This window comes from Janibacter cremeus (genome assembly GCF_029395675.1).
Taxonomy (GTDB): domain Bacteria; phylum Actinomycetota; class Actinomycetes; order Actinomycetales; family Dermatophilaceae; genus Janibacter; species Janibacter cremeus_A.
Genome location: NZ_CP115184.1, coordinates 3,409,588 through 3,428,638 on the forward strand (window position 1 = coordinate 3,409,588; position 19,051 = coordinate 3,428,638).

Sequence of the window (19,051 nt, forward strand, 5' to 3'; positions counted from 1 at the left end):
CGCACTTCCCCGGGGTCGTGCGACCACCACGGCATGACGAAGGGGGCCCGCTGGCTCAGCGGACCCCCTTCGAGACGCTTGCAGAGCAAGCTCCTCAGGACGGCGCCCTTCGTCGTGCGCGGGTGGCTCAGACCTTGCGGCCGACGACCATCCCGTAGATGACGATGAGGACCGCGGCGACGATCACGCCGAGGATGAAGGCGATCCAGTCGATCCCGCTCGTCGTCTCGTTGCCGGAGAGTGCGGTGTAGGCCCACGACCCGATGAGGGAGCCGAGGATGCCGAGGATGACCGTGACGAGGGTGGAGATGTTCTGCTTGCCCGGGAGGACGAGGCGGGCCAGCGCACCGATGATGGCGCCGACGATGATCGTGACGATGATCGTCCACACAGCTGATCACTCCTTCTGCGCCCCCACGGACGGGTGGGCGCGCTCGGGACCCGTGTGGGTCCGTTCGGATCAACAGTGTCCGAGTGCACTGGAGTGACGCAAGTTGTGACACTCAGGAACGCACCGGCCGGCGCGGCAGCCCGCTCGTGGGGCGGGACTCAGGCGCCGAAGCCGACCCGTCCGCGGCTGGGCTCGCCGACCTCGACGTAGCCGAGCGCACCGGCCGGGACCATGACGCGACGGCCCTTGTCGTCGGTGAGCACGAGGGCGCCACCGTCGAGCGCGCTCTTCACCGCGGTCTCGATCTCGTCCTCGGTGCCGCTCGCGTCCAGGACGAGCTCGCGGGCGACGTTCTGCACGCCGATCTTGACCTCCACGGTCACTCCTTGGGTTGTGGGGCTGGCTGTGCGTGCCATCGTGTCACTTGCCCGAGTCGCTGTCCGGGGCGGGGTCGGCGCCCATGCGGTTGACGGGGAAGGAGCCGATGCCCCGCCACGCCAGGTGACCGGCGGCCTGGGCAGCGACCTCCTGGGAGAACTGGTCGCCGTGGGCCAGCCACGTGCGGGCCATCACCTGCGCGGCGCCGGACATCGCCAGCCCCAGCATCTCGGCGAGCTCCTGCGGCAGGGTCGTGTCCTGCATGATCCGCTGGGCGATCGCGTCGCCGAGCTGGGCCTCGAGCGCGTCGAGGCGGTGGCGCACCTTGGGGTCGTTGGTCAGGTCGGACTCGTAGATCAGGCGGAAGGCGCCGCCCTCGTCCGCGACGAAGGCGAAGAAGGCGCGCACCGTCGCGTAGACCCGCTCCTCGTGCTCGTTGCTGGACTCCAAGGCCTCCAGGACGAGGGCCTCGAGGTGGTCGCACTGGGTGTCGAGCAGCGCGAGGTAGAGGTCGAGCTTGCCCGGGAAGTGCTGGTAGAGCACCGGTTTGGAGACGCCCGCCTCGTCGGCGATGTCCTCCATCGCCGCCGAGTGGTAGCCCTTGGACACGAAGACGTTGAGTGCAGCGTCGAGCAGCTGGGCGCGGCGCTGGGCACGCGGCATCCGCTGGACTCGGGTGCCGGGCGCGGTCGGGCTCATGATGCGGTTCCTCCGGGGCGTGGACGACCCACTGGGTGCTGTGGGTCACACGATCCTACCTAGCGGTACGGACAATGCGGCAGACGCATTCGGAGTGCGGACAGCGGGGCACCTGCCCTCCCTGCGCACGGCTGTCGGTGACCGGTGATGGGATGGTCCCGTGACAGTGCAGATCCCGACCGTGCAGCTCCGTGCTCCCGTCACCGGCGAGGCGGGGACCGAGGTGCGTCCCGACGAGGACCAGGCAGCGGCCGTCGCCGCCCGCGGTGACCTGGTGCGCGTGCTCGGGGGTCCGGGGACCGGCAAGACGAGCGTCGCCGTCGCCTCCGTGCTCGACCGGATCGCGAAGGGGGAGTGTGCCCCCGAGGAGGTCCTCCTCGTCTCCGCGACCCGGCTGGGTGCCGCAGCGGCCCGTGACGCGGTGACGGCCGGCCTCACCGGGGCGACCACCGAGCCGTTGGCCCGCACGATGCAGTCGCTCGGCTTCGCGGTGCTGCGCCAGCAGGCGGCCCTGCTCGGCCAGCCCGCCCCCCGGCTGCTCTCCGGCGCCGAGCAGGACGTGGTCCTCGGTGAGCTTCTCGCCGGCCACGAGGAGGGTGGGACCCGGCCGGACTGGCCCGAGGACCTCGAGCTCGCCCTGCGCACCCGTGGCTTCCGCGAGGAGCTGCGTGACCTGCTGATGCGCGCCATCGAGCACGGGGTGGACCCCGACGGGCTCGCCGCGCTCGGCGCCGCCCACGAGCGGCCCGAGTGGGTCGCCGCCGCGCAGGTGGCCCGTGAGTACGACGAGGTGACCGCGCTGTCGCGCCCGGGCGCCTTCGACCCCGCGTGGGTGCTGACGGCGGCCGCCGAGCTGCTCGAGGTGGACGGCGAGGCCCGCGACCGCGTGCGCGCCGGCATCCGCACCGTCGTCGTCGACGACGCCCAGGAGCTCACCGCGCCGGCCGCCCGGCTCCTTCGCACGCTCACCGGCGGCGGGGTCGACCTCGTCCTCGTCGGCGACCCGGACGCCACGGTCCAGGGTTTCCGCGGGGCGGATCCGCACCACCTCGTCGGGGAGTGGCCCGGCCGGACTGGCCCGGTCCTCCTCCTGGGCCGGGGGCACCGTCTGCCCGGGTCGGTCCACGCCGCAGCGGCCCGGGTGACGCCCAAGATCGCCGCCCTCGGGGGCGGCGCCCAGCGGCGGTCCACCCCGGTCGACCGACCGGGGACCGTCGCCGCCCACGTGCTCCACTCCGGCGCGCAGGAGGCCGCCTTCATCGCCCACGAGCTGCGGGCCGCCCACCTGCGGGACGGCGTCGCGTGGCGCGACATGGCGGTCATCGTGCGTGGTGCCGCCCGGCAGGCGACCCTGCGCCGGGTCCTCGCCGCCCGCGGTGTCCCCGTCGACGCCGACGCCCGGCGGGTCCCGCTGCGCGAGGAGCCGGCGGCCCGACCGCTCCTGCAGCTGCTGGGCCTCGTCGTCGACCTCGCCCGGGGCCGGCTCGAGGCGCCCGATGTCACGACCGTCCTCGACCTGCTCGCCAGCCCGCTCGTGGGAGCCGACGCCGTTGCCGTGCGGCGGCTGCGGCGGGCCCTGCGCCGCGAGGAGCTCGCCGCCGGCGGTACCCGCAGCAGCGACGAGCTGCTGTCCCGGCTCGTCCTCGACCCCGACCGACTGGCCCACGTCGGCGACGAGGCGGCCCCGCTGCACCGGGTCGCGCAGGTGCTCGCCGCCGGTCGCGCCGCGGCACCGCTCGACGACGACGGGAGCGGCTGGGCGCCCGGGGTCAGCGCCGAGGTGGTGCTCTGGGAGATGTGGCGGGCCTCCGGCGTCGCCGAGCGGTGGCAGGCCACGGCGCTGTCCGGCGGGGCTGCCGGTGCGCGTGCCGACGCCGCGCTCGACGCGGTGGTCGCGCTCTTCGACGCCGCGGCCGCGCACCAGGACGCCCTGCCGGCCTCCGGCCCGGACTCCTTCCTCGACGCCGTCGCGAGCCAGGCCGTCGCCGCCGACTCGCTCGCCGCGCAGAGCCCCGACCCGGACGCGGTCGCCCTGGTGACGCCGCAGTCGGCCGCCGGCGAGGAGTGGCACACCGTCGTCCTCGCGGGCGTGCAGGAGGGCGTGTGGCCGGACCTGCGCCAGCGCGGCTCGCTGCTGGGCTCCGAGCGGCTCGTCGACGTCGTCACCGGGCGCGACGGCACCGGCGCCGGTGCGGCCGCGGCCGTCCGTCACGACGAGACCCGCCTCTTCCACGTCGCGCTGACCCGGGCCCGCCAGCGGGTGCTGGTCACCGCCGTCGCGGCGGAGGACGAGCAGCCCTCGGTCTACCTCGACCTCGTCGACCCGCGACCCGACGACGGGAGCCGGCGCGAGCCGAGCGACGTGCCCGCCCCGCTCGACCTCACCGGTGTCGTGGCGACGCTGCGCCAGCGCCTGGCCGACGAGGACGACGCGGTCGTCGCGCACGCCGTCGCGCGGCTGGCCGAGCTGCGGGCCGCCGGTGTCCCCGGCGCGGACCCCGCCGCGTGGTGGGCCCTGCGCGACCTCAGCGACGACCGGCCCGTTCGTGCCGACGGGGCGAGCGTCTCGGTCAGTCCCTCCAAGGTCCAGTCCTTCGGTGACTGCGCCCTGCGCTGGCTGCTCACCTCCGCCGGCGGCGAAGGGGTGCGCTCGACCTCGATGGAGGTCGGCACCCTCATCCACGACATCGCGCACGAGCTCGGGGACGCGGGGGAGGAGGCCTTCCTCGCCGAGCTCGACCAGCGCTGGGCGAGCCTGGGCATGCCGCCCGGGTGGGTCACCGACCAGAAGTTCGACCGGGCCAAGCAGATGGTGCACTGGCTCGCGGCCTACCACGCCCGCGCGGCGAGCGAGGGCTGGCGACCGGTGGCGACCGAGGCCGACTTCCGCGTCCAGCTCGGGCGGGCGGTGCTGCGCGGCAGCGTCGACCGCCTCGAGGCCGACGAGGAGGGGCGCCTGCGCGTCATCGACTACAAGACCGGCTCGAGCGCGCCCACCGGCCCCGAGGTCGAGGCGCACCCCCAGCTCGGGGCCTACCAGGTCGCGATCGAGGAGGGTGGCTTCGCCGACCACGGGAGCAGCTCGGCCGGAGCGGCGCTCGTCCAGCTCGGCAAGGCGTACACCTCGGGCAAGGCCGTCCAGCAGCAGGACCCCCTCGCCCACGGCGAGGACCCCCGCTGGGTGCACGAGCTCATCGAGGAGACCGCGCAGGGGATGGCCGCGGCGAGCTTCGTCGCCCGGCCCGAGGACGCCACGTGCCGGGTGTGCCCCGTGCGCTCGTCCTGCCCCGCCCACGAGGAAGGAGGGCGACTGTGACGACCGCCCCCACGATCAGCGCCCCCACCATCAGCGCCCGCGACCTCGCTCGGGCGCTCGGCCAGGAGTTCCCGCCGACGCCGGAGCAGGAGGCGATCATCGAGGCGCCGCTCGAGCCGCTGCTCGTCGTCGCGGGTGCCGGCTCGGGCAAGACCGAGACGATGACCGCCCGGGTGGTGTGGCTCGTGGCCAACGACCTCGTCGCCCCCGAGGAGGTCCTGGGTCTGACCTTCACCCGCAAGGCCGCCGGTGAGCTCGCCGAGCGGGTCGCCCGTCGCCTGGCCAGCCTCGAGCGCAGCGGCGTGTGGACGCCGCCCCAGCCGGAGGGGGCCGAGGTCCTCGGCGGTGCCCCGACGATCTCGACCTACCACGCCTACGCCGGGCGGCTGGTGCGCGAGGGTGCTCTGCGTCTGGGCTACGAGAAGGACTCGCGGATGCTCTCCGAGGCCGCCACCTGGCAGCTCGCGCACGAGGTCGTCATGGCCTGGGACGGCCCGATGGCGGACATCGACAAGGTCGAGTCGACCGTGACCAACGCCGTCGTCTCGCTCTCCGGAGAGCTGGCCGAGCACCTGCGCACACCCGCCGAGGTGGAGCACTTCGCCGCCGGCACCCTGCGGCACCTCGACGCGGTCGGGACCTCCGGCAAGGCCTTCACCAAGGAGTTCCGCTCCAGGGTCATCACCCCCCTGGCGGAGCAGCGGCTCATCCTGCCGATCGTCGAGCGGTACCAGCAGGTCAAGCACGAGCGCTCGGTCATGGACTTCGCCGACCAGATGTCCCTCGCCGCCCAGCTGGCCCAGCGGTTCCCCGACATCGGTGCGGCCGAGCGCGCCCGCTTCAAGGTCGTGCTGCTCGACGAGTTCCAGGACACCTCCGAGGCCCAGCTGGCACTCATGCGCGCCCTCTTCGCACCGCAGGGGCGGCGTCCCGCCGCGGTCACGGCGGTCGGGGACCCGAACCAGTCGATCTACGCCTGGCGCGGGGCCAGCGCGACGACGCTGAAGGAGTTCCGCACCTCCTTCGCCACCGACGGCCAGGAGGCGCCGCGCCGGCCGCTGTCCACGAGCTGGCGCAACGACGAGGTGATCCTCGAGGTCGCCAACCGGGTGGCCGGCCCCCTCCGGGAGGTCAGCGCGGTGCCGGTCGACCCCCTTCGCCCCCGCCCCGGCGCCCAGCGCGGTCAGGTGCAGCTGCTGCGGGTGGAGACCGCCGCGCAGGAGGCCCACGACGTCGCCGACTGGATCGCGGGCAGGCGTCAGGAGGGGCGGCACACGGCGGCGGTGCTCTGCCGCAAGCGCAGCCAGTTCGCCCTCGTCGTCGAGGCGCTGGCCCGGCGGGACATCCCCTACGAGGTGGTCGGGCTCGGGGGGTTGCTGCTCACCGCCGAGGTCGCCGACGTCGTCGCGCTGCTCACCGTCGTGCAGGACCCGGCCCGCGGCGACCGCCTGATGCGGCTGCTCACCGGACCGCCCGGCATGCTCGGTCCCGCCGACCTGGACGGTCTCGGGGCGTGGGCCCGTGAGCTCGGCCGGCAGGCCGTCACCACGGCGGAGGGCGAAGGGGGTGGCCCGCCCGGTCCCGACGACGAGGTGACCATCGTCGACGCCCTCGAGCAGCTGCCCGAGCCCGGGTGGAGCGGCAGCGCGGGGCAGAGCATCTCCGAGACGGCCCTGGCCCGGCTGCACCACATCGCGGACATGGTGCGACGCCTGCGCCGCTCCACCGGCTCGCCCCTGCCCGACCTCGTCGCCGAGGCCGAGCGCGAGCTGGGTGTCGACATCGAGGTGCTCTCCCGACCGGGGTGGAGTCCTTCCGCAGCGCGGGCGCACCTCGACGCATTCGCCGATGTCGCGGCGCAGTTCTCCTCGAGCGCGGACCGGCCGACCCTGGGCGGGTTCATCGACTGGATCGAGGCCGCCGTCGAGCAGGAGCGCGGGCTCGAGGCGCCCGTCGTCGAGCCGACGAAGGACGCGGTCCAGGTGCTCACCTGCCACGCAGCCAAGGGTCTGGAGTGGGACATCGTCGCCGTCCCGGGCCTGGGCGAGGGCGTCCTCCCGGCGCACAACTCCCGGGCGAGCCTCAAGGACGGGGTGTGGCGCCTGGGCCAGGTCAACGACGCCGGTTGGCTCACCGGGCTGGACGGGGTGCCCTACCCGCTGCGCGGTGACGCGGAGGGGCTGCCGCAGCTGGATCTCTCGCTCGGGGAGCGGGACGCGCTGCAGCGGGAGGTCAAGGACTTCGTCGCCCGCAACGGCGAGCACAGCCTACTCGAGGAGCGGCGGTTGGCGTACGTGGCGTGCACCCGTGCTCGCAGCCGGCTGCTGCTCAGCTCGTGGGTGTGGGGACCGACGGGACAGACCCCGCGCCTGCCCTCACGCTTCCTCGAGGAGGTGCGGGCGATGGACGTCGCCGACCGCGTCGACTGGGCCGAGATGCCCGAGACCAAGGACGAGGGCAACCCGGCGCTGGCCGTGGCCCGGCAGGTCACCTGGCCCGTCACCGACGAGCACGTGGATCGCCCGGCGCTCGCGGCCGCCCGTGAGGCGATGGAGCACGGGTGCGACCCCTCGCTCCGGCCGCCGGCCGGCGCCGACGAGCTGGACGAGACCATGCGCATGCTCCTGGCGGAGCGGACGGAGCGCCGGGCCGCCCGAGGCGCGGGGGCCTCGGTCGAGCTGCCGGCGCACCTGTCGACCTCGCAGCTGGTCGCGCTGGCGCGGGACGCCGAGGGGTTCGCGCGCGACCTGCGTCGACCGATGCCCGGGCCGCCGCAGGTCGCCGGGCGGCGGGGCACCGCCTTCCACGCCTGGGTCGAGGAGCACTACGCCCGGGCCGGGCTGGTGGACATCCTCGAGATGCCCGGCAGCGCCGACGAGGATCTCGGTGACGCCGACCTGGCGCAGATGCAGGCGAACTTCCTCGCGAGCGAGTGGGCCGAGCGAGTGCCGCTCGACGTCGAGCTCTCCCTCGAGACCATCATCGGCGGCCACGCGATCCGTGGCCGGGTCGACGCCGTCTTCGCCGACGAGGACGGGGGAGTGACGGTCGTCGACTGGAAGACGGGCCGACCGCCCACGGGCCAGGAGCGTGCCGTCCGCGCCGTCCAGCTCTCGGCCTACCGGATCGCCTACGCCCGCTGGCGGGGGATCGATCCCGAGCGCGTGCACGGGGCCTTCTTCCACGCGGCGACCGGGGAGACGACCCGCCCGACGATGCTCGACGAGGACGCGGTGGTCCGGCTCCTCGGGACGGTGGTCAGCCCGACCTGAGGCGTCGCCCGTAACACCTGGCGTGCTCCTCGATCGCCGCCTCTTCGCAGGAGCCTAAGCAGTTGCGAAGGGGGCGATCAGCGCCGGGGCGGGACGACGTCGTCGTCCTCGTCGTCGTCGTTGAGCGGGACGATCTCGGCGGTCTCGTGCTCGTCGCCATGGGCTCGGCCGGTCGAGGGCTTCGTGTCCTCCGCGGGCGCCGAGGCCGGCGTGGGCTCGGGGTCCGGGACCGCCCGCAGCGTCGGGTTCGTCTCCGGCTCCTCGTCGGACTCCGGCGTCACCGGTTCCGACGACTCCGTGGCGTCCGGCTCATCCGTCGACTCCGGAGTTTCGGCGGCTGTCGTCTCCTCTGCCTCCTGCGCCACGGGGGTGACCTTCGCCGGGTGCTCGACCTGCACGGCGTCGTCGTCATCGGCCCCGCTCGGCCCCGTGGTGGCCCCGCTCGTGCCGGTGGCGACCGGCTGGGTCCTGTCCACGTCCTCGCTCGTGCCGGTGGCGACCGGCTGGGTCATGTCCGTCGCCTCGTCCGTGCCGGCCGATGCGCCGTGGCCGCCGCCCGTGCTCGGCGCGTCCGCCGCGGTGCCCGCGCTCGCCGCAGCGCCCCGGGCCCCCTTCGCCGACGGGCCGTGGATCCGGGCGGCCTGGTCCTCCTCCCGGGCGATCCGCTCATCCAGACGACGCAGCCGGGCGGCGGACCGCTCGGCGCCCTCGTCGTCGCCCGCCGCGACGAGCGACATCATCGTGCGCACGAGCTGCATCTCGCCGACGACCTCGGCGCGGCGGTGCAGGTTGCGGTCGGGTCGCTCGACGCGGGTGTGGGCGTAGGCCTCCATCACCGTGTCGAAGGCCTCGGGGTCCATCGCGGCGAGCAGCGGCGCGATGTCGTCGGCCGGGTCGGCCACCTGGGCGGACTCCCAGCCGAGGAATGCCTTGATGTCCGGGCCGTCGCCGTCGTCCGGGGTCGCGAGGATCGTCCCGTCGGCGAGGTCACCGTGCGTCGGGGTGGCCGTGAACGTCCACAGCGTCTCGTCGTCGAGCACCCGCTCCCAGCGAGCGAGCAGACCCGTGGGTACCCGGCCGGTGGCGGCCGCCCGGTCCAGCTCCGCCAGCCGGCGCGAGCGGTACCCGGCGGCGTCGTAGACCGGCACCCCGGCCTCCTCGTACATGCGGGGGTCGAGGTTGTGCAGGTGCGCCAGGGCCCGACCCAGACCCCGGGCCAGCGCTGACCGCGGCTCGATGCCCTCGAGGCTGACCAGGCGTCCGGTGAGGTAGGAGTGGACGGCGGCGCGGCCCCCTTCGGGCAGTGCTGCCCAGCCCTTGACCGCCGGCACCGGCATGGTCAGGCGGCGGGCGAGCACCGCCAGCAGCGCCGCGGAGCGCTCGAGCTGCGCGGAGGCGGCGGGGGTGCGCGGGCAGCGGATCACCCAGCGCCGGTGCTCGCGGTCCTGGACGAAGGCGACCTCGACGGCGTCGGCGGGACCGGAGGCCACCACCCCCTGAACCGTGTCGGGGTCGAGGCCGGGCACGGCAGCGCTGGCCAGCGCGGCGAGGGTCAACGGTCCACGAGAGGTCACGCTCCCCACCGTACGAGGCCCGGGCCCCGGATCGCGGGAGCAACGCCCGTCGGGGCGGGCCGCTCCTGACCTCCGTAGGGTGGCGGCGTGGACCACGACCCCCTGAGCGACCTGCCGATGACCCACTCGGCCATCGACCGTGACGCCCCGTCACGGGCCGACCCGGACCTGCTCGACCAACTGCTCGCCGACCCGGCGACGAGGGTGGTCGAGCTGCGCGGGGGGCGCGCCTCCCTTCGCCCCGACGGTGTCCTGCTGCGGCGCCCGCCGGAGCCCGCCGACGCCGACTCGCTCCTGCTCTACCTCGGTCGCCTCGACGGCGTGGCCCACCTCGCCGCGTGCCACCCGCAGACCCCGGGCCCGCCGGTCGACCGCGAGGAACGACTGGACGCGGCTCCCTTCGTCACCCTGCGCGATGTCGCGACCGACCTGCCGGCGCAGGAGGCGGAGCTCTTCGCCACCGCCCTCGGCCTGACCAACTGGCACGCCCGCCACGGGTACTGCCCACGGTGCGGGAACGAGACCGAGGTCGTCGAGGCGGGGTGGGTGCGCCGCTGCCCGCACGACGGCTCCGAGCACTACCCGCGCACCGACCCCGCCGTCATCATGGCCGTCACCGACGCCTCCGACCGGTTGTTGCTCGCGCGCAACATCGGCTGGCCGGAGGGGAGGTTCTCGGTGCTCGCCGGCTTCGTCGAGCCGGGGGAGACCATCGCCGGGGCAGTCGCCCGGGAGGTCTTCGAGGAGACCTCCGTGGAGGTGGACGACATCGAGTTCGTCGCCGACCAGCCCTGGCCCTTCCCTGCCTCCCTCATGCTCGGGTGCACGGCGCGGGCCACGACGAGCGACCTCGTGTGCCAGCCGGACGAGATCGCCGAGGCCCGCTGGTTTTCCCGGGAGGAGTTCCGCACGGAGGTGGCCGCGGGCCGGGTGAAGGCCGCCGGTCGCCTGTCCATCGCCGCCCGCCTCGTCGAGCGCTGGCTGGGCGAGCGGCTCGACGGTCTGCGCCCCCGCTGACGAAGGGGGCCGGTCCGGCGGACCCGGAGGGTGGCTGGGGGATGTCGCCTCCTTTTGAGAGAGTGCTGCGGTGACCACCCAGCCCGTCCAGCAGTCCGCGGACGACATCCTCGACGCGCTCGACCCCGAGCAGCGCGAGGTCGCCGTCAACCCGAGCGGACCGATGGCCGTGCTCGCCGGTGCGGGCACGGGCAAGACCCGAGCCATCACCCACCGCATCGCCTACGGGGTGCGGGCCGGCGCCTATCAGCCCCAGCGCGTGCTCGCCGTGACCTTCACCGCCCGCGCCGCGGGGGAGATGCGTACCCGGTTGCGCGAGCTCGGCGTCGCCGGGGTGCAGGCGCGCACCTTCCACTCCGCCGCGCTGCGCCAGCTGCACTACTTCTGGCCGCAGGCGATCGGCGGGGCAGCCCCGGAGATCCTCGGCCACAAGGCGCCGGCCGTCGGTGAGGCCGCCGGCCGGGTCGGGATGCGGCTGGGTCGGTCCGAGCTGCGCGACGTCGCCGCCGAGATCGAGTGGTCCAAGGTCTCGCTGCTCACCCCCGAGACCTACCCGGCCGCGGCCCGTCGGGCCCGGCGCGAGCCCCCGGGCATGGACCTGACCGCCATGGCCCGGCTGATCTCCGCGTACGAGGACGTCAAGGGCGAGCGGGGGGTCATCGACTTCGAGGACGTGCTCCTGCTGACCGTGGGGATCCTCGAGGAGCGCGGCGACATCGCGCAGACGGTGCGCAACCAGTACCGGCACTTCGTCGTCGACGAGTACCAGGACGTCAACGCGCTGCAGCAGCGACTGCTCGACCTGTGGCTCGGCGACCGGGGCGACATCTGCGTCGTCGGCGACCCCGCCCAGACGATCTACTCCTTCACCGGCGCGACGCCGCAGCACCTGCTGCGCTTCACCGAGACCCACCCCGGGGCGGCGACCGTGCGCCTCGTGCGCAACTACCGCTCGACCCCGCAGGTCCTCGCGCTCGCCAACAAGCTGCTCACCGGCCCCTCCGGTCAGCGCCGGGGTGGTGCGGTCGAGCTCGTCGCCCAGCGCGACGCCGGCCCCCAGCCCGAGCTGACCGTCCTCGACGACGACCCGGCCGAGGCGGGGTGGGTCGCCGACCGGATCAAGAAGCTCGTCGCCGACGGCCGCCCGCTGCGCGAGATCGCCGTCCTCTTCCGCACCAACGGCCAGTCGGAGGCACTCGAGGCCGCGCTCACCGACGCCGACGTGCCCTACCTCGTCAAGGGCGGCGAGCGCTTCTTCTCCCGCAAGGAGGTGCGCGAGGCGGTCCTGCTGCTGCGCGGGGCCGCTCGCACCGACGACGGGAGCAAGCCGCTGCCGCACCTCGTCTCCGACGTCCTCGGCGGCATGGGCTGGCACGAGGACGCGCCCGCGAGCAGCGGCGCGGTCCGGGCCCGCTGGGAGTCGCTCAAGGCGCTCGTCGACCTGTCCGCGCGGCTCGAGGCGACCTCGCCGGACGCCCGGCTGCCCGACCTCGTGCGCGACCTCGACGAGCGGATCGCCGCGCAGCACGCGCCGGCCGTCGAGGGCGTCACCCTGGCCTCGCTGCACGCGGCGAAGGGTCTGGAGTGGGATGTCGTCTTCCTCACCGGCTGCTCCGACGGGCTGCTGCCGATCATGATGGCCGAGGGGCCGGAGGAGATCGAGGAGGAGCGGCGCCTGATGTACGTCGGCGTCACCCGCGCCCGCGAGGTGCTGCACCTGTCGTGGTCCCGGGCCCGCACCCCCGGGGCGAAGGGGACGCGGCGGGTCTCGCGGTTCCTCGACCAGGCGTCCGGCATCCTCGGTGAGGGTGCCCGCTCGACGCCCAAGCGTGCGTCGGGCGCGCGCGGGCCCCGCAAGCCCACCTCCTCGCGCCCGCGGGTGTGCAAGGGCTGCGGTACAGAGCTGTCCACCGCCAAGGAGCGTGCCTCCGGTCGGTGCCCGGACTGCCCGCCGACCTACGACGAGGCGACCTTCGAGCGGCTGCGCTCCTGGCGCCTCACCGTCTCCAAGGCGGCGTCCGTGCCCGCCTTCGTCGTCTTCACCGACGCCACCCTCGAGGCGATCGCCGAGGCCGCGCCCGCCGGCCAGCGCGAGCTCGCCGCGATCAGTGGCGTCGGCCCGCGCAAGCTGACGCTCTACGCCGACCAGGTGCTGGCCGTCATCGGCGGCGCCGACCCCGACGAGGTCGCCGAGGCCGCCGTCGGCGAGCCCGAGGAGTAGGGGAGCGGCCCCCTTCGCCGCCGTGCCGGACGCACGGTGATCCGGTCGATCGACCGGACGTCTTCGCGAGATGTCGGCGATCCGACATTAATTCGCTGGCGCGCCCCCACGATGTGCTCTAAGTTGTTTTCTGTCAGTCGGGAGCGCCCAGCGTCCCCGAGGAGCGCACCGCACGAGAGGAGGGCAGGAGTCATGGAGAACATCACGATGATCACCACGGCGATCGACGCTGCCCCCGCGTGCGCCACCGATGATGTCTTCGGTGGCTTCGCCGGCGTCCTCTCCGCCCGTGACCGCATCCGCGTCACCGGGCCGAAGACTGCCTTCGTGTCGGATCCGCGCCTCCTTGGACCACCCGTCTAGACGACGACTTCATCGGTCCTCTCCACAGGCCGCGGCATCCCACACACCCGGGATCCGCGGCCTTTGTCGTGTCCCTCCCGACCAGTACCACCCGCCACGCGTTCACCCAGGAGACCCCGACGTGACGACCATGATTGAACGACCGAGACAGCTGACCCCGTGCCAGTCGGAGGAGCCCGAGCTCTGGTTCGCCGAGACCCCCGCCGGCGTCGAGTACGCCAAGGAGCTCTGCGGTGACTGCCCCTTCCGCACCATGTGCCTCGAAGGCGCCCTCGAGCGTCGCGAGCCGTGGGGTGTCTGGGGTGGCGAGCTCTTCGACTCCGGCCGGGTCATCCCCCGCAAGCGGCCCCGCGGCCGTCCCCGCAAGCACCCGATCCCCGCCTGAGCGAGATCCCGAGAGGAGGAAGACCAATGAAGTTCGTGAAGCTGCCCCGGCTGCGTCGCCTCGATCAGCCCCTCGAGTACGACCCCGCAGCGCAGGACCACCTGCGGCGCGCGGAGCGTGAGTTCCCCCGTCCCGCTCACCTCGGCGTCCGATGAGCGCCGTCGCCCGAGCGGGCACCGACAGGTAGGCCCCACCCGATCCGGGTGGGGCCTACTGCCGTCCTAAGGGATGACCAGCCCGGAGTCGCGGGCGTCGGTGATCGCCATCATCCCGGGTGCGTGGCCGATGGCGAAGGGGGGAGCGGAGGCCATGATCGCCGCCTGCGGGGTGACGCCGCAGGCCCAGAAGACGGGCAGCTCCCCGTCGCGGACCTCGACCGGGTCGCCGAAGTCGGGGCGCGAGAGGTCGGGGATCCCCAGCGCCGCGGGGTCGCCGACGTGCACGGGCGCCCCGTGCACCGCCGGGTAGCGGGAGGTGACCCGCACCGCGGTCGCGACCAGGGAGGCGGGGACGGGACGCATCGACACCACGAGCGGGCCGTGGAGGGACCCGGCCGGGCGGCACTCCCGGTCGGTGCGGTACATCGCGACGTTGGTGCCGTTGTCCATGTGCCGCAACGGGACTCCCGCCTCGACCAGGGCCGCCTCGAAGGTGAAGCTGCACCCGATGAGGAAGGCCACGAGGTCCTCGCGCCACACGTCCGCGACGTCGGCCCGGTCGGCGACGTGCCGCCCGTGCTCGTAGACGCGGTACCCGGGCAGGTCGGTGCGCAGGTCCCCGTCGAAGATCCCGCAGGAGACCTCGCCCGGCTCGGTGACGTCGAGGACCGGGCAGGCGGCGGGGTTGCGCTGCGCGAAGAGGAGCACGTCGTAGGCCAGGTCGCGCGGGACCGCGATGAGGTTGGCCTGCGTCCAACCGGCGCTCCACCCGGACGTGGGGGTCTGCAGCCCGTCCCGGAACCGGGCGCGTGCCTCGTGCGGTGTCAGCATCTCGGGGGTCCTGCTCATGGCTGTCCCACCTCCGTCAGTCGTAGTCTCAGCTGCTGCCCCGGTCGGGCCTGCGCGGCGAGGTCGACGTCCGCGGAGAGCACGACGCCGATGACGGGGTAGCCGCCGGTCACCGGGTGGTCGGACAGGAAGAGTGTCGGCTGCCCGGTCGGTGGCACCTGCAGGGACCCGCGGACGACGCCCTCGCTGGGCAGCTCCTCCTCACGGGAGCGCTCGAGCACCGGTCCGGTCAGTCGCATGCCGACCCGGTTGCTCTCGGCGCTGACCTCGTAGGGCGCGGAGCAGAGCTTCTCGAGCGCGTCGTCGACGAACCACTCGTGGCGGGGACCGGGCACGACGCGCAGGTCGAGGTCGTCGCCGATGGGTGTGCGCACCGCGGCCACGTCGACCCCGGGCCACTCGAGCGCCCGGGACCCGACACCCAGCACGGTGCCGGGCGTGAGCACGGCCGGGCCGATGCCGGACATGATGTCGGTCGCCCGGGAGCCGAGGTCCGCCTGCACGTCGATCCCACCGCGCACGGCGAGGTAGGTCCGCACCCCGCGCGAAGGGGGTGACAGCCGCACCTCCCCGCCGGCCGGGACGTGCACGGGGGAGTTGAGCCCGACGGGCACGCCGTCGACCGTCGCCGGGGTCGGGGCGCCGGTGAGGGCGATGTCGACGTCGGTGCGGGCGCGCAGGGCGAGCCCGCCGAAGGTCACCTCGATCGCGGCGTCGCCCGACTCGTTGCCGAGGAGTCGGTTGGCCAGCCGCAGGCTGCGCAGGTCGGCCGCGCCGCTCACCCCGACGCCGAGGCCGGCGAGGCCGGGCCTCCCTTCGTCCTGGATGGTGGCGAGGGCCCCGGTGGCGAGGATCTCCAGCCGGCTCATCGGGCCTCCACGAATCGCACCCGCACGCCCGGCGAGAAGAGGGCGGGCGGATCACGGTCGAGGTCCCACGGGACGACGTCCGTGCGGCCGATCAGCTGCCAGCCACCGGGCGACTCGCGCGGGTAGACGCTGCTGAATCCTCCGGCGAGCGCGACCGACCCCGGCGGGACCTTCGTGCGCGGGTCCGTGCGGCGCGGGACGGCGAGCCGCTCGTCGGAGCGGGTCATGTAGCCGAAGCCGGGGGCGAAGCCGCAGAAGGCGACCGTCCACTCCTCCTCCGTGTGGGCGGTGATGACCTCGCGCTCGCTCATGCCGGTGAGCGAGGCGACCTCGCCCAGGTCGGGACCGTCGTAGGTCACCGGGACCTCGATCTCCCCAGCGTCGGGACGGGCGCCGGGGCGCGGGGTGACACCCCGCACGACCTCCGCCACCGCCGCGGGGGTGGTGACGGCGGGCTCGAGCGTCAGGAGCAGGGTGCGTGCCGCCGGGACCATGTCGACGACACCCTCGGGTCGGGCCTGGTCGAGCTCGGCGTACATCGCGAGCACCTCGTCGAGGTCGGCCAGCTCGACGAGCAACCCGACGTCGCCGCAGGGGAGGAGTCTCACCGTGGCGGCCCCTCCTCGGCGAAGGGCCGGATGCTGATCTCGCCCTCGTCGAGCGCGAGACGCACCCGTCGGGCGACCTCCACCGCACCCTCGGTGTCCCCGTGGACGCACAGCGACGCCGCGGGGGCGTCCACCTCGGTCCCGTCGATGGCCCTGATGCGGCCGGTCGTGGCGATGTCGACGCAGCGCTGCGCGATGAGCTCCGGGTCGTGGAGCACGGCATTGGGTTCGCGGCGGGAGACCAGCGTGCCCTCGGGTGTGTAGTTGCGGTCGGCGAAGGCCTCCTTGACGGTGCGGAGCCCGGCCTCCTCGGCCTGCCGCAGCCAGGCCGAGCCGGGCAGCCCGAGGACGGGCAGGGACGCGTCGTACTGCATGACCGCAGTGACGACCGCTGACGCCTGCTCCTCGTGGTGGACGATCGCGTTGTACAGCGCGCCGTGGGGCTTGACGTAGCGCACGCGTGTCCCGGCGACCCGCGCGAAGGCCTCGAGCGCCCCGATCTGGTAAAGCACGTCCTGGGTCAGCTCGTCGGGTTCCATGTCTATGAAGCGTCGACCGAAGCCGGCCAGGTCGCGGTAGCCGACCTGCGCGCCGATGGACACGCCCCGCTCGGCGGCCATGTCGCAGACGCGGCGCAGCACGCTGGGATCACCGGCGTGGAAGCCGCACGCGACGTTGACGCTGGTGACCACGTCGAGCAGGGCGTCGTCGTCGCCCAGCGTCCACTGGCCGAAGCCCTCGCCGAGGTCGGCGTTGAGATCGATCTGCAGGGTCATGGGGTCCTCCTTACTGCCACAGCTCGGCGATGCCGCCGAGGGACTGCCAGCCGAGGTAGAGGGTCAGGAGCCAGATGGCCAGGCCGAGGTAGGCCAGCCACTTGGGGTAGGTGTACCCACCCAGCAGGTCGGCACGCCTCAGCGCGATCCAGATGATGATGCCGAATCCGACCGGGAGGATCAGGCCGTTGAGGGCGCCGGCGAGGATCAGCAGGGTGGCCGGCGGTTGGCCCAGGGACACGTAGATCGCCCCGGAGACGATGATGAACGCGACGACGACCCACTGGCGGTGGTGGTGGATCCGCTCGTGGAAGGTCGTCAGGAAGGACACCGAGGTGTACGAGGCGCCGATGACGCTGGTGATGCTCGCGGCCCACAGGATCACGCCGAAGACGCGCAGCCCGACCTCGCCCAGGGCGGCCTCGAAGGCGGTGGCGGGCGGGTTCGCGACGCCGGAGAGCTGCACGCCGCCGATGACGACGCCGAGGATGGCGAGGAAGAGCAGCCACCGCACGACGCCGGTGACGATGATGCCGATCACGGAGCCGTTGGTGATCTGCTTGATGCTCTCGGGACCGGTGATGCCGGAGTCGACGATGCGGTGGGCGCCGGCGTAGGTGATGTACCCGCCGACGGTGCCGCCGATGAGGGTGGTGATGATCAGGAAGCTGACCTCGTCCGGCAGCACGGTCTGCCGCAGGGCCTCGCCGTACGGCGGCTCCGTGGCGACCGCCGCGTAGGCGACCATGGCGATGAGCAGGAGGCCGAGGACGACGACGATGCGGTCCATGGCGACACCGGCGCGCTTGCTGATGAAGATCGCGATGGCGATGAGCGCCGAGATCGCGCCACCGATCTTCGCGTCGGCGCCGAGCATCGCGTTGGCGCCCAGGCCGGTGCCGCCTATGTTGCCGATGTTGAAGACGAGGCCGCCGAAGACGACGAGGCCCGCGAGCACGTAGCCGAAGCCGGGGACGACCCTGTTGGCCAGGTCCTGCGCGCGCATGCCGGAGACACCGATGACGCGCCAGACGTTGAGCTGCACGGCGATGTCGACGAGGACCGAGATGACGATCGCGAAGGCGAAGGCCGCGCCCAGCTGGGCGGTGAAGACCGTGGTCTGGGTGATGAATCCCGGCCCGACGGCGCTGGTGGCCATGAGGAACATGGCGCCGAGCAGTGCGCCCTTCCTGACCTTCGCGCGCTTCGCGTCCTCCGCGGCGGTCGGTGTCGGCTCGTGCCTGGGATCTGCCATAGGTCCCTCTCCTCGTCGGGGCGCCGCGGGATGTCGGTGTGCCCCGGGGGGCGGTGCTTCGAGTGGCGCCGATCACAAGACCGTAGCGCTTTGTTCAACAATCCCGCAATAGAGCAGGGCATATTAGGCTGGGTCGATCCACGAAGGGGGTAGCTGATGACCACCACCGACGGCTGGCTGACGAGCCTGACCGCGGACCGCGACCGCGTGGGCCGGGAGAGCACCGCGAACCGGGTGGCCGAGGCGTTGCGGCACCGGATCATCGAGGGCGAGCTCGTGCCGGGGACCCGTCTGTCCGAGGAGGGGATCTGCGCGGCCCTGGGGGTCTCGCGCAACACCCTGCGGGAGGCCTTCCGTCTGCTCAGCCACGAGCGCCTGCTCGAGCACGTCTTCAACCGCGGGGTCTTCGTCCGCTCGCCTTCGCCCACGGACGTGCGCGAGCTCTACCGCTTCCGACGGATCCTGGAGCCCGCGGCGCTGCGCCTCGCAGCCAGGGGCCCGGTGGACCTCGGTGCGCTGCGCGCGGCCGTGGACGAAGGGGTGAGCTCGGCCCGCGAGGCCGACTGGCCGGGAGTGGGGACGGCCAACATCCACTTCCACCAGCGGCTGGGGCAGCTGACCGACAGCGCTCGCATGGACGAGACGATGACGCAGCTGCTGGCCGAGCTGCGCCTGGTCTTCCACGCCATGGCCGACCCGCACGCCTTCCACCAGCCGTACCTGCCGCGGAACCAGCACCTGCTCCACCTGCTCGAGGAGGGTCGCTTCGCCGAGGCGGAGGAGTCCCTTCTGGAGTACCTCGACGTCGCCGAGCGCCAGCTGCTCGATGCGATGAGCGGCTGACGCCCCCACCCCCTTCGCCCGGTCGATGTATTCGCGCGTGCTCGGAGGCGTGTGATTTGAAGGGACATGCCTGACAG

The 19,051-nt window shown here is 73.6% G+C and carries 17 protein-coding genes; 8 read left to right on the forward strand and 9 right to left on the reverse strand.

The genetic code is table 11. The annotated features are described in order from the left end of the window. Window positions 1-127: 127 nt before the first annotated feature. The 3 genes from O9K63_RS16365 to O9K63_RS16375 all read right to left on the reverse strand — a co-directional run bounded on the left by O9K63_RS16365 (window position 128) and on the right by O9K63_RS16375 (window position 1,468). Window positions 128-391, reverse strand: a complete 264-nt coding sequence (locus O9K63_RS16365) for a GlsB/YeaQ/YmgE family stress response membrane protein (RefSeq protein WP_277239617.1) — start codon at window positions 389-391, stop codon at window positions 128-130. A 158-nt stretch (window positions 392-549) separates the two neighbouring features. Further along, entirely contained in the window at window positions 550-768 is a 219-nt protein-coding gene (locus tag O9K63_RS16370; RefSeq protein WP_277239619.1) for a DUF3107 domain-containing protein, read from the reverse strand. Window positions 769-811: 43 nt separating this feature from the next. After that, window positions 812-1,468 carry a TetR/AcrR family transcriptional regulator gene (locus O9K63_RS16375; protein WP_277239621.1) on the reverse strand — a complete coding sequence of 219 codons (657 nt, stop codon included), beginning with the start codon at window positions 1,466-1,468 and terminating at the stop codon, window positions 812-814. A 160-nt stretch (window positions 1,469-1,628) separates the two neighbouring features. On the opposite strand from O9K63_RS16375, the gene O9K63_RS16380 reads away from it, so the two are divergent. Both O9K63_RS16380 and O9K63_RS16385 read left to right on the forward strand, forming a co-directional pair. Beyond that, window positions 1,629-4,784, forward strand: a complete 3,156-nt coding sequence (locus O9K63_RS16380) for an ATP-dependent helicase (RefSeq protein ID WP_277239623.1) — start codon at window positions 1,629-1,631, stop codon at window positions 4,782-4,784. After that, window positions 4,781-8,056: an ATP-dependent helicase gene (locus tag O9K63_RS16385; RefSeq protein WP_277239625.1), complete on the forward strand. Its 3,276-nt coding sequence runs from the start codon at window positions 4,781-4,783 to the stop codon at window positions 8,054-8,056. Before O9K63_RS16380 ends, O9K63_RS16385 begins: the two co-directional genes overlap by 4 nt. Before the next feature lie 77 nt (window positions 8,057-8,133). Here the strand turns inward: O9K63_RS16385 and O9K63_RS16390 are convergent, their stop codons facing one another. After that, a complete protein-coding gene (locus O9K63_RS16390) occupies window positions 8,134-9,630 on the reverse strand; it encodes a phosphotransferase (protein ID WP_277239627.1) in 1,497 nt (498 codons plus the stop codon). Between the two features lie 87 nt (window positions 9,631-9,717). Here O9K63_RS16390 and nudC point away from each other — a divergent pair, with 87 nt between their 5' ends. The 5 genes from nudC (at window position 9,718) to O9K63_RS16415 (ending at window position 13,771) form a co-directional block, all read left to right on the forward strand. After that, window positions 9,718-10,647 carry an NAD(+) diphosphatase gene (gene nudC, locus O9K63_RS16395; protein WP_277239629.1) on the forward strand — a complete coding sequence of 310 codons (930 nt, stop codon included), beginning with the start codon at window positions 9,718-9,720 and terminating at the stop codon, window positions 10,645-10,647. A 70-nt stretch (window positions 10,648-10,717) separates the two neighbouring features. Then, on the forward strand, window positions 10,718-12,868 hold the full coding sequence (locus tag O9K63_RS16400; RefSeq protein WP_431190336.1) for an ATP-dependent DNA helicase UvrD2: 2,151 nt from the start codon (window positions 10,718-10,720) through the stop codon (window positions 12,866-12,868). Between the two features lie 192 nt (window positions 12,869-13,060). Continuing rightward, window positions 13,061-13,231 carry a hypothetical protein gene (locus tag O9K63_RS16405; protein WP_277239631.1) on the forward strand — a complete coding sequence of 57 codons (171 nt, stop codon included), beginning with the start codon at window positions 13,061-13,063 and terminating at the stop codon, window positions 13,229-13,231. Between the two features lie 130 nt (window positions 13,232-13,361). Next, window positions 13,362-13,616, forward strand: a complete 255-nt coding sequence (locus O9K63_RS16410) for a WhiB family transcriptional regulator (RefSeq protein WP_277239633.1) — start codon at window positions 13,362-13,364, stop codon at window positions 13,614-13,616. A gap of 26 nt (window positions 13,617-13,642) precedes the next feature. Continuing rightward, window positions 13,643-13,771: a hypothetical protein gene (locus O9K63_RS16415; RefSeq protein WP_277239635.1), complete on the forward strand. Its 129-nt coding sequence runs from the start codon at window positions 13,643-13,645 to the stop codon at window positions 13,769-13,771. Between the two features lie 66 nt (window positions 13,772-13,837). Here the strand turns inward: O9K63_RS16415 and O9K63_RS16420 are convergent, their stop codons facing one another. The 5 genes from O9K63_RS16420 to O9K63_RS16440 are packed head-to-tail and all read right to left on the reverse strand — an operon-like array spanning window position 13,838 to window position 18,131. Beyond that, complete coding sequence (locus O9K63_RS16420; protein ID WP_277239637.1) at window positions 13,838-14,623, reverse strand: putative hydro-lyase; 786 nt, start codon at window positions 14,621-14,623, stop codon at window positions 13,838-13,840. Then, window positions 14,620-15,492, reverse strand: coding sequence for a biotin-dependent carboxyltransferase family protein (locus O9K63_RS16425; protein WP_277239639.1), 873 nt, complete (start codon window positions 15,490-15,492; stop codon window positions 14,620-14,622). The genes O9K63_RS16420 and O9K63_RS16425 overlap by 4 nt, the downstream gene beginning before the upstream one ends. Further along, window positions 15,489-16,100 (reverse strand): 5-oxoprolinase subunit B family protein, encoded by a 612-nt coding sequence (locus O9K63_RS16430; RefSeq protein WP_277239641.1) that lies wholly within the window; start codon window positions 16,098-16,100, stop codon window positions 15,489-15,491. Before O9K63_RS16430 ends, O9K63_RS16425 begins: the two co-directional genes overlap by 4 nt. Continuing rightward, complete coding sequence (locus O9K63_RS16435; RefSeq protein WP_277239643.1) at window positions 16,097-16,876, reverse strand: LamB/YcsF family protein; 780 nt, start codon at window positions 16,874-16,876, stop codon at window positions 16,097-16,099. The genes O9K63_RS16430 and O9K63_RS16435 overlap by 4 nt, the downstream gene beginning before the upstream one ends. Before the next feature lie 10 nt (window positions 16,877-16,886). Further along, complete coding sequence (locus O9K63_RS16440) at window positions 16,887-18,131, reverse strand: NRAMP family divalent metal transporter (protein ID WP_277239645.1); 1,245 nt, start codon at window positions 18,129-18,131, stop codon at window positions 16,887-16,889. A 156-nt stretch (window positions 18,132-18,287) separates the two neighbouring features. Between O9K63_RS16440 and O9K63_RS16445 the strand changes: the two genes are divergently transcribed. After that, window positions 18,288-18,974, forward strand: a complete 687-nt coding sequence (locus O9K63_RS16445) for a GntR family transcriptional regulator (protein ID WP_277239647.1) — start codon at window positions 18,288-18,290, stop codon at window positions 18,972-18,974. The last annotated feature ends 77 nt before the right edge of the window (window positions 18,975-19,051 follow it).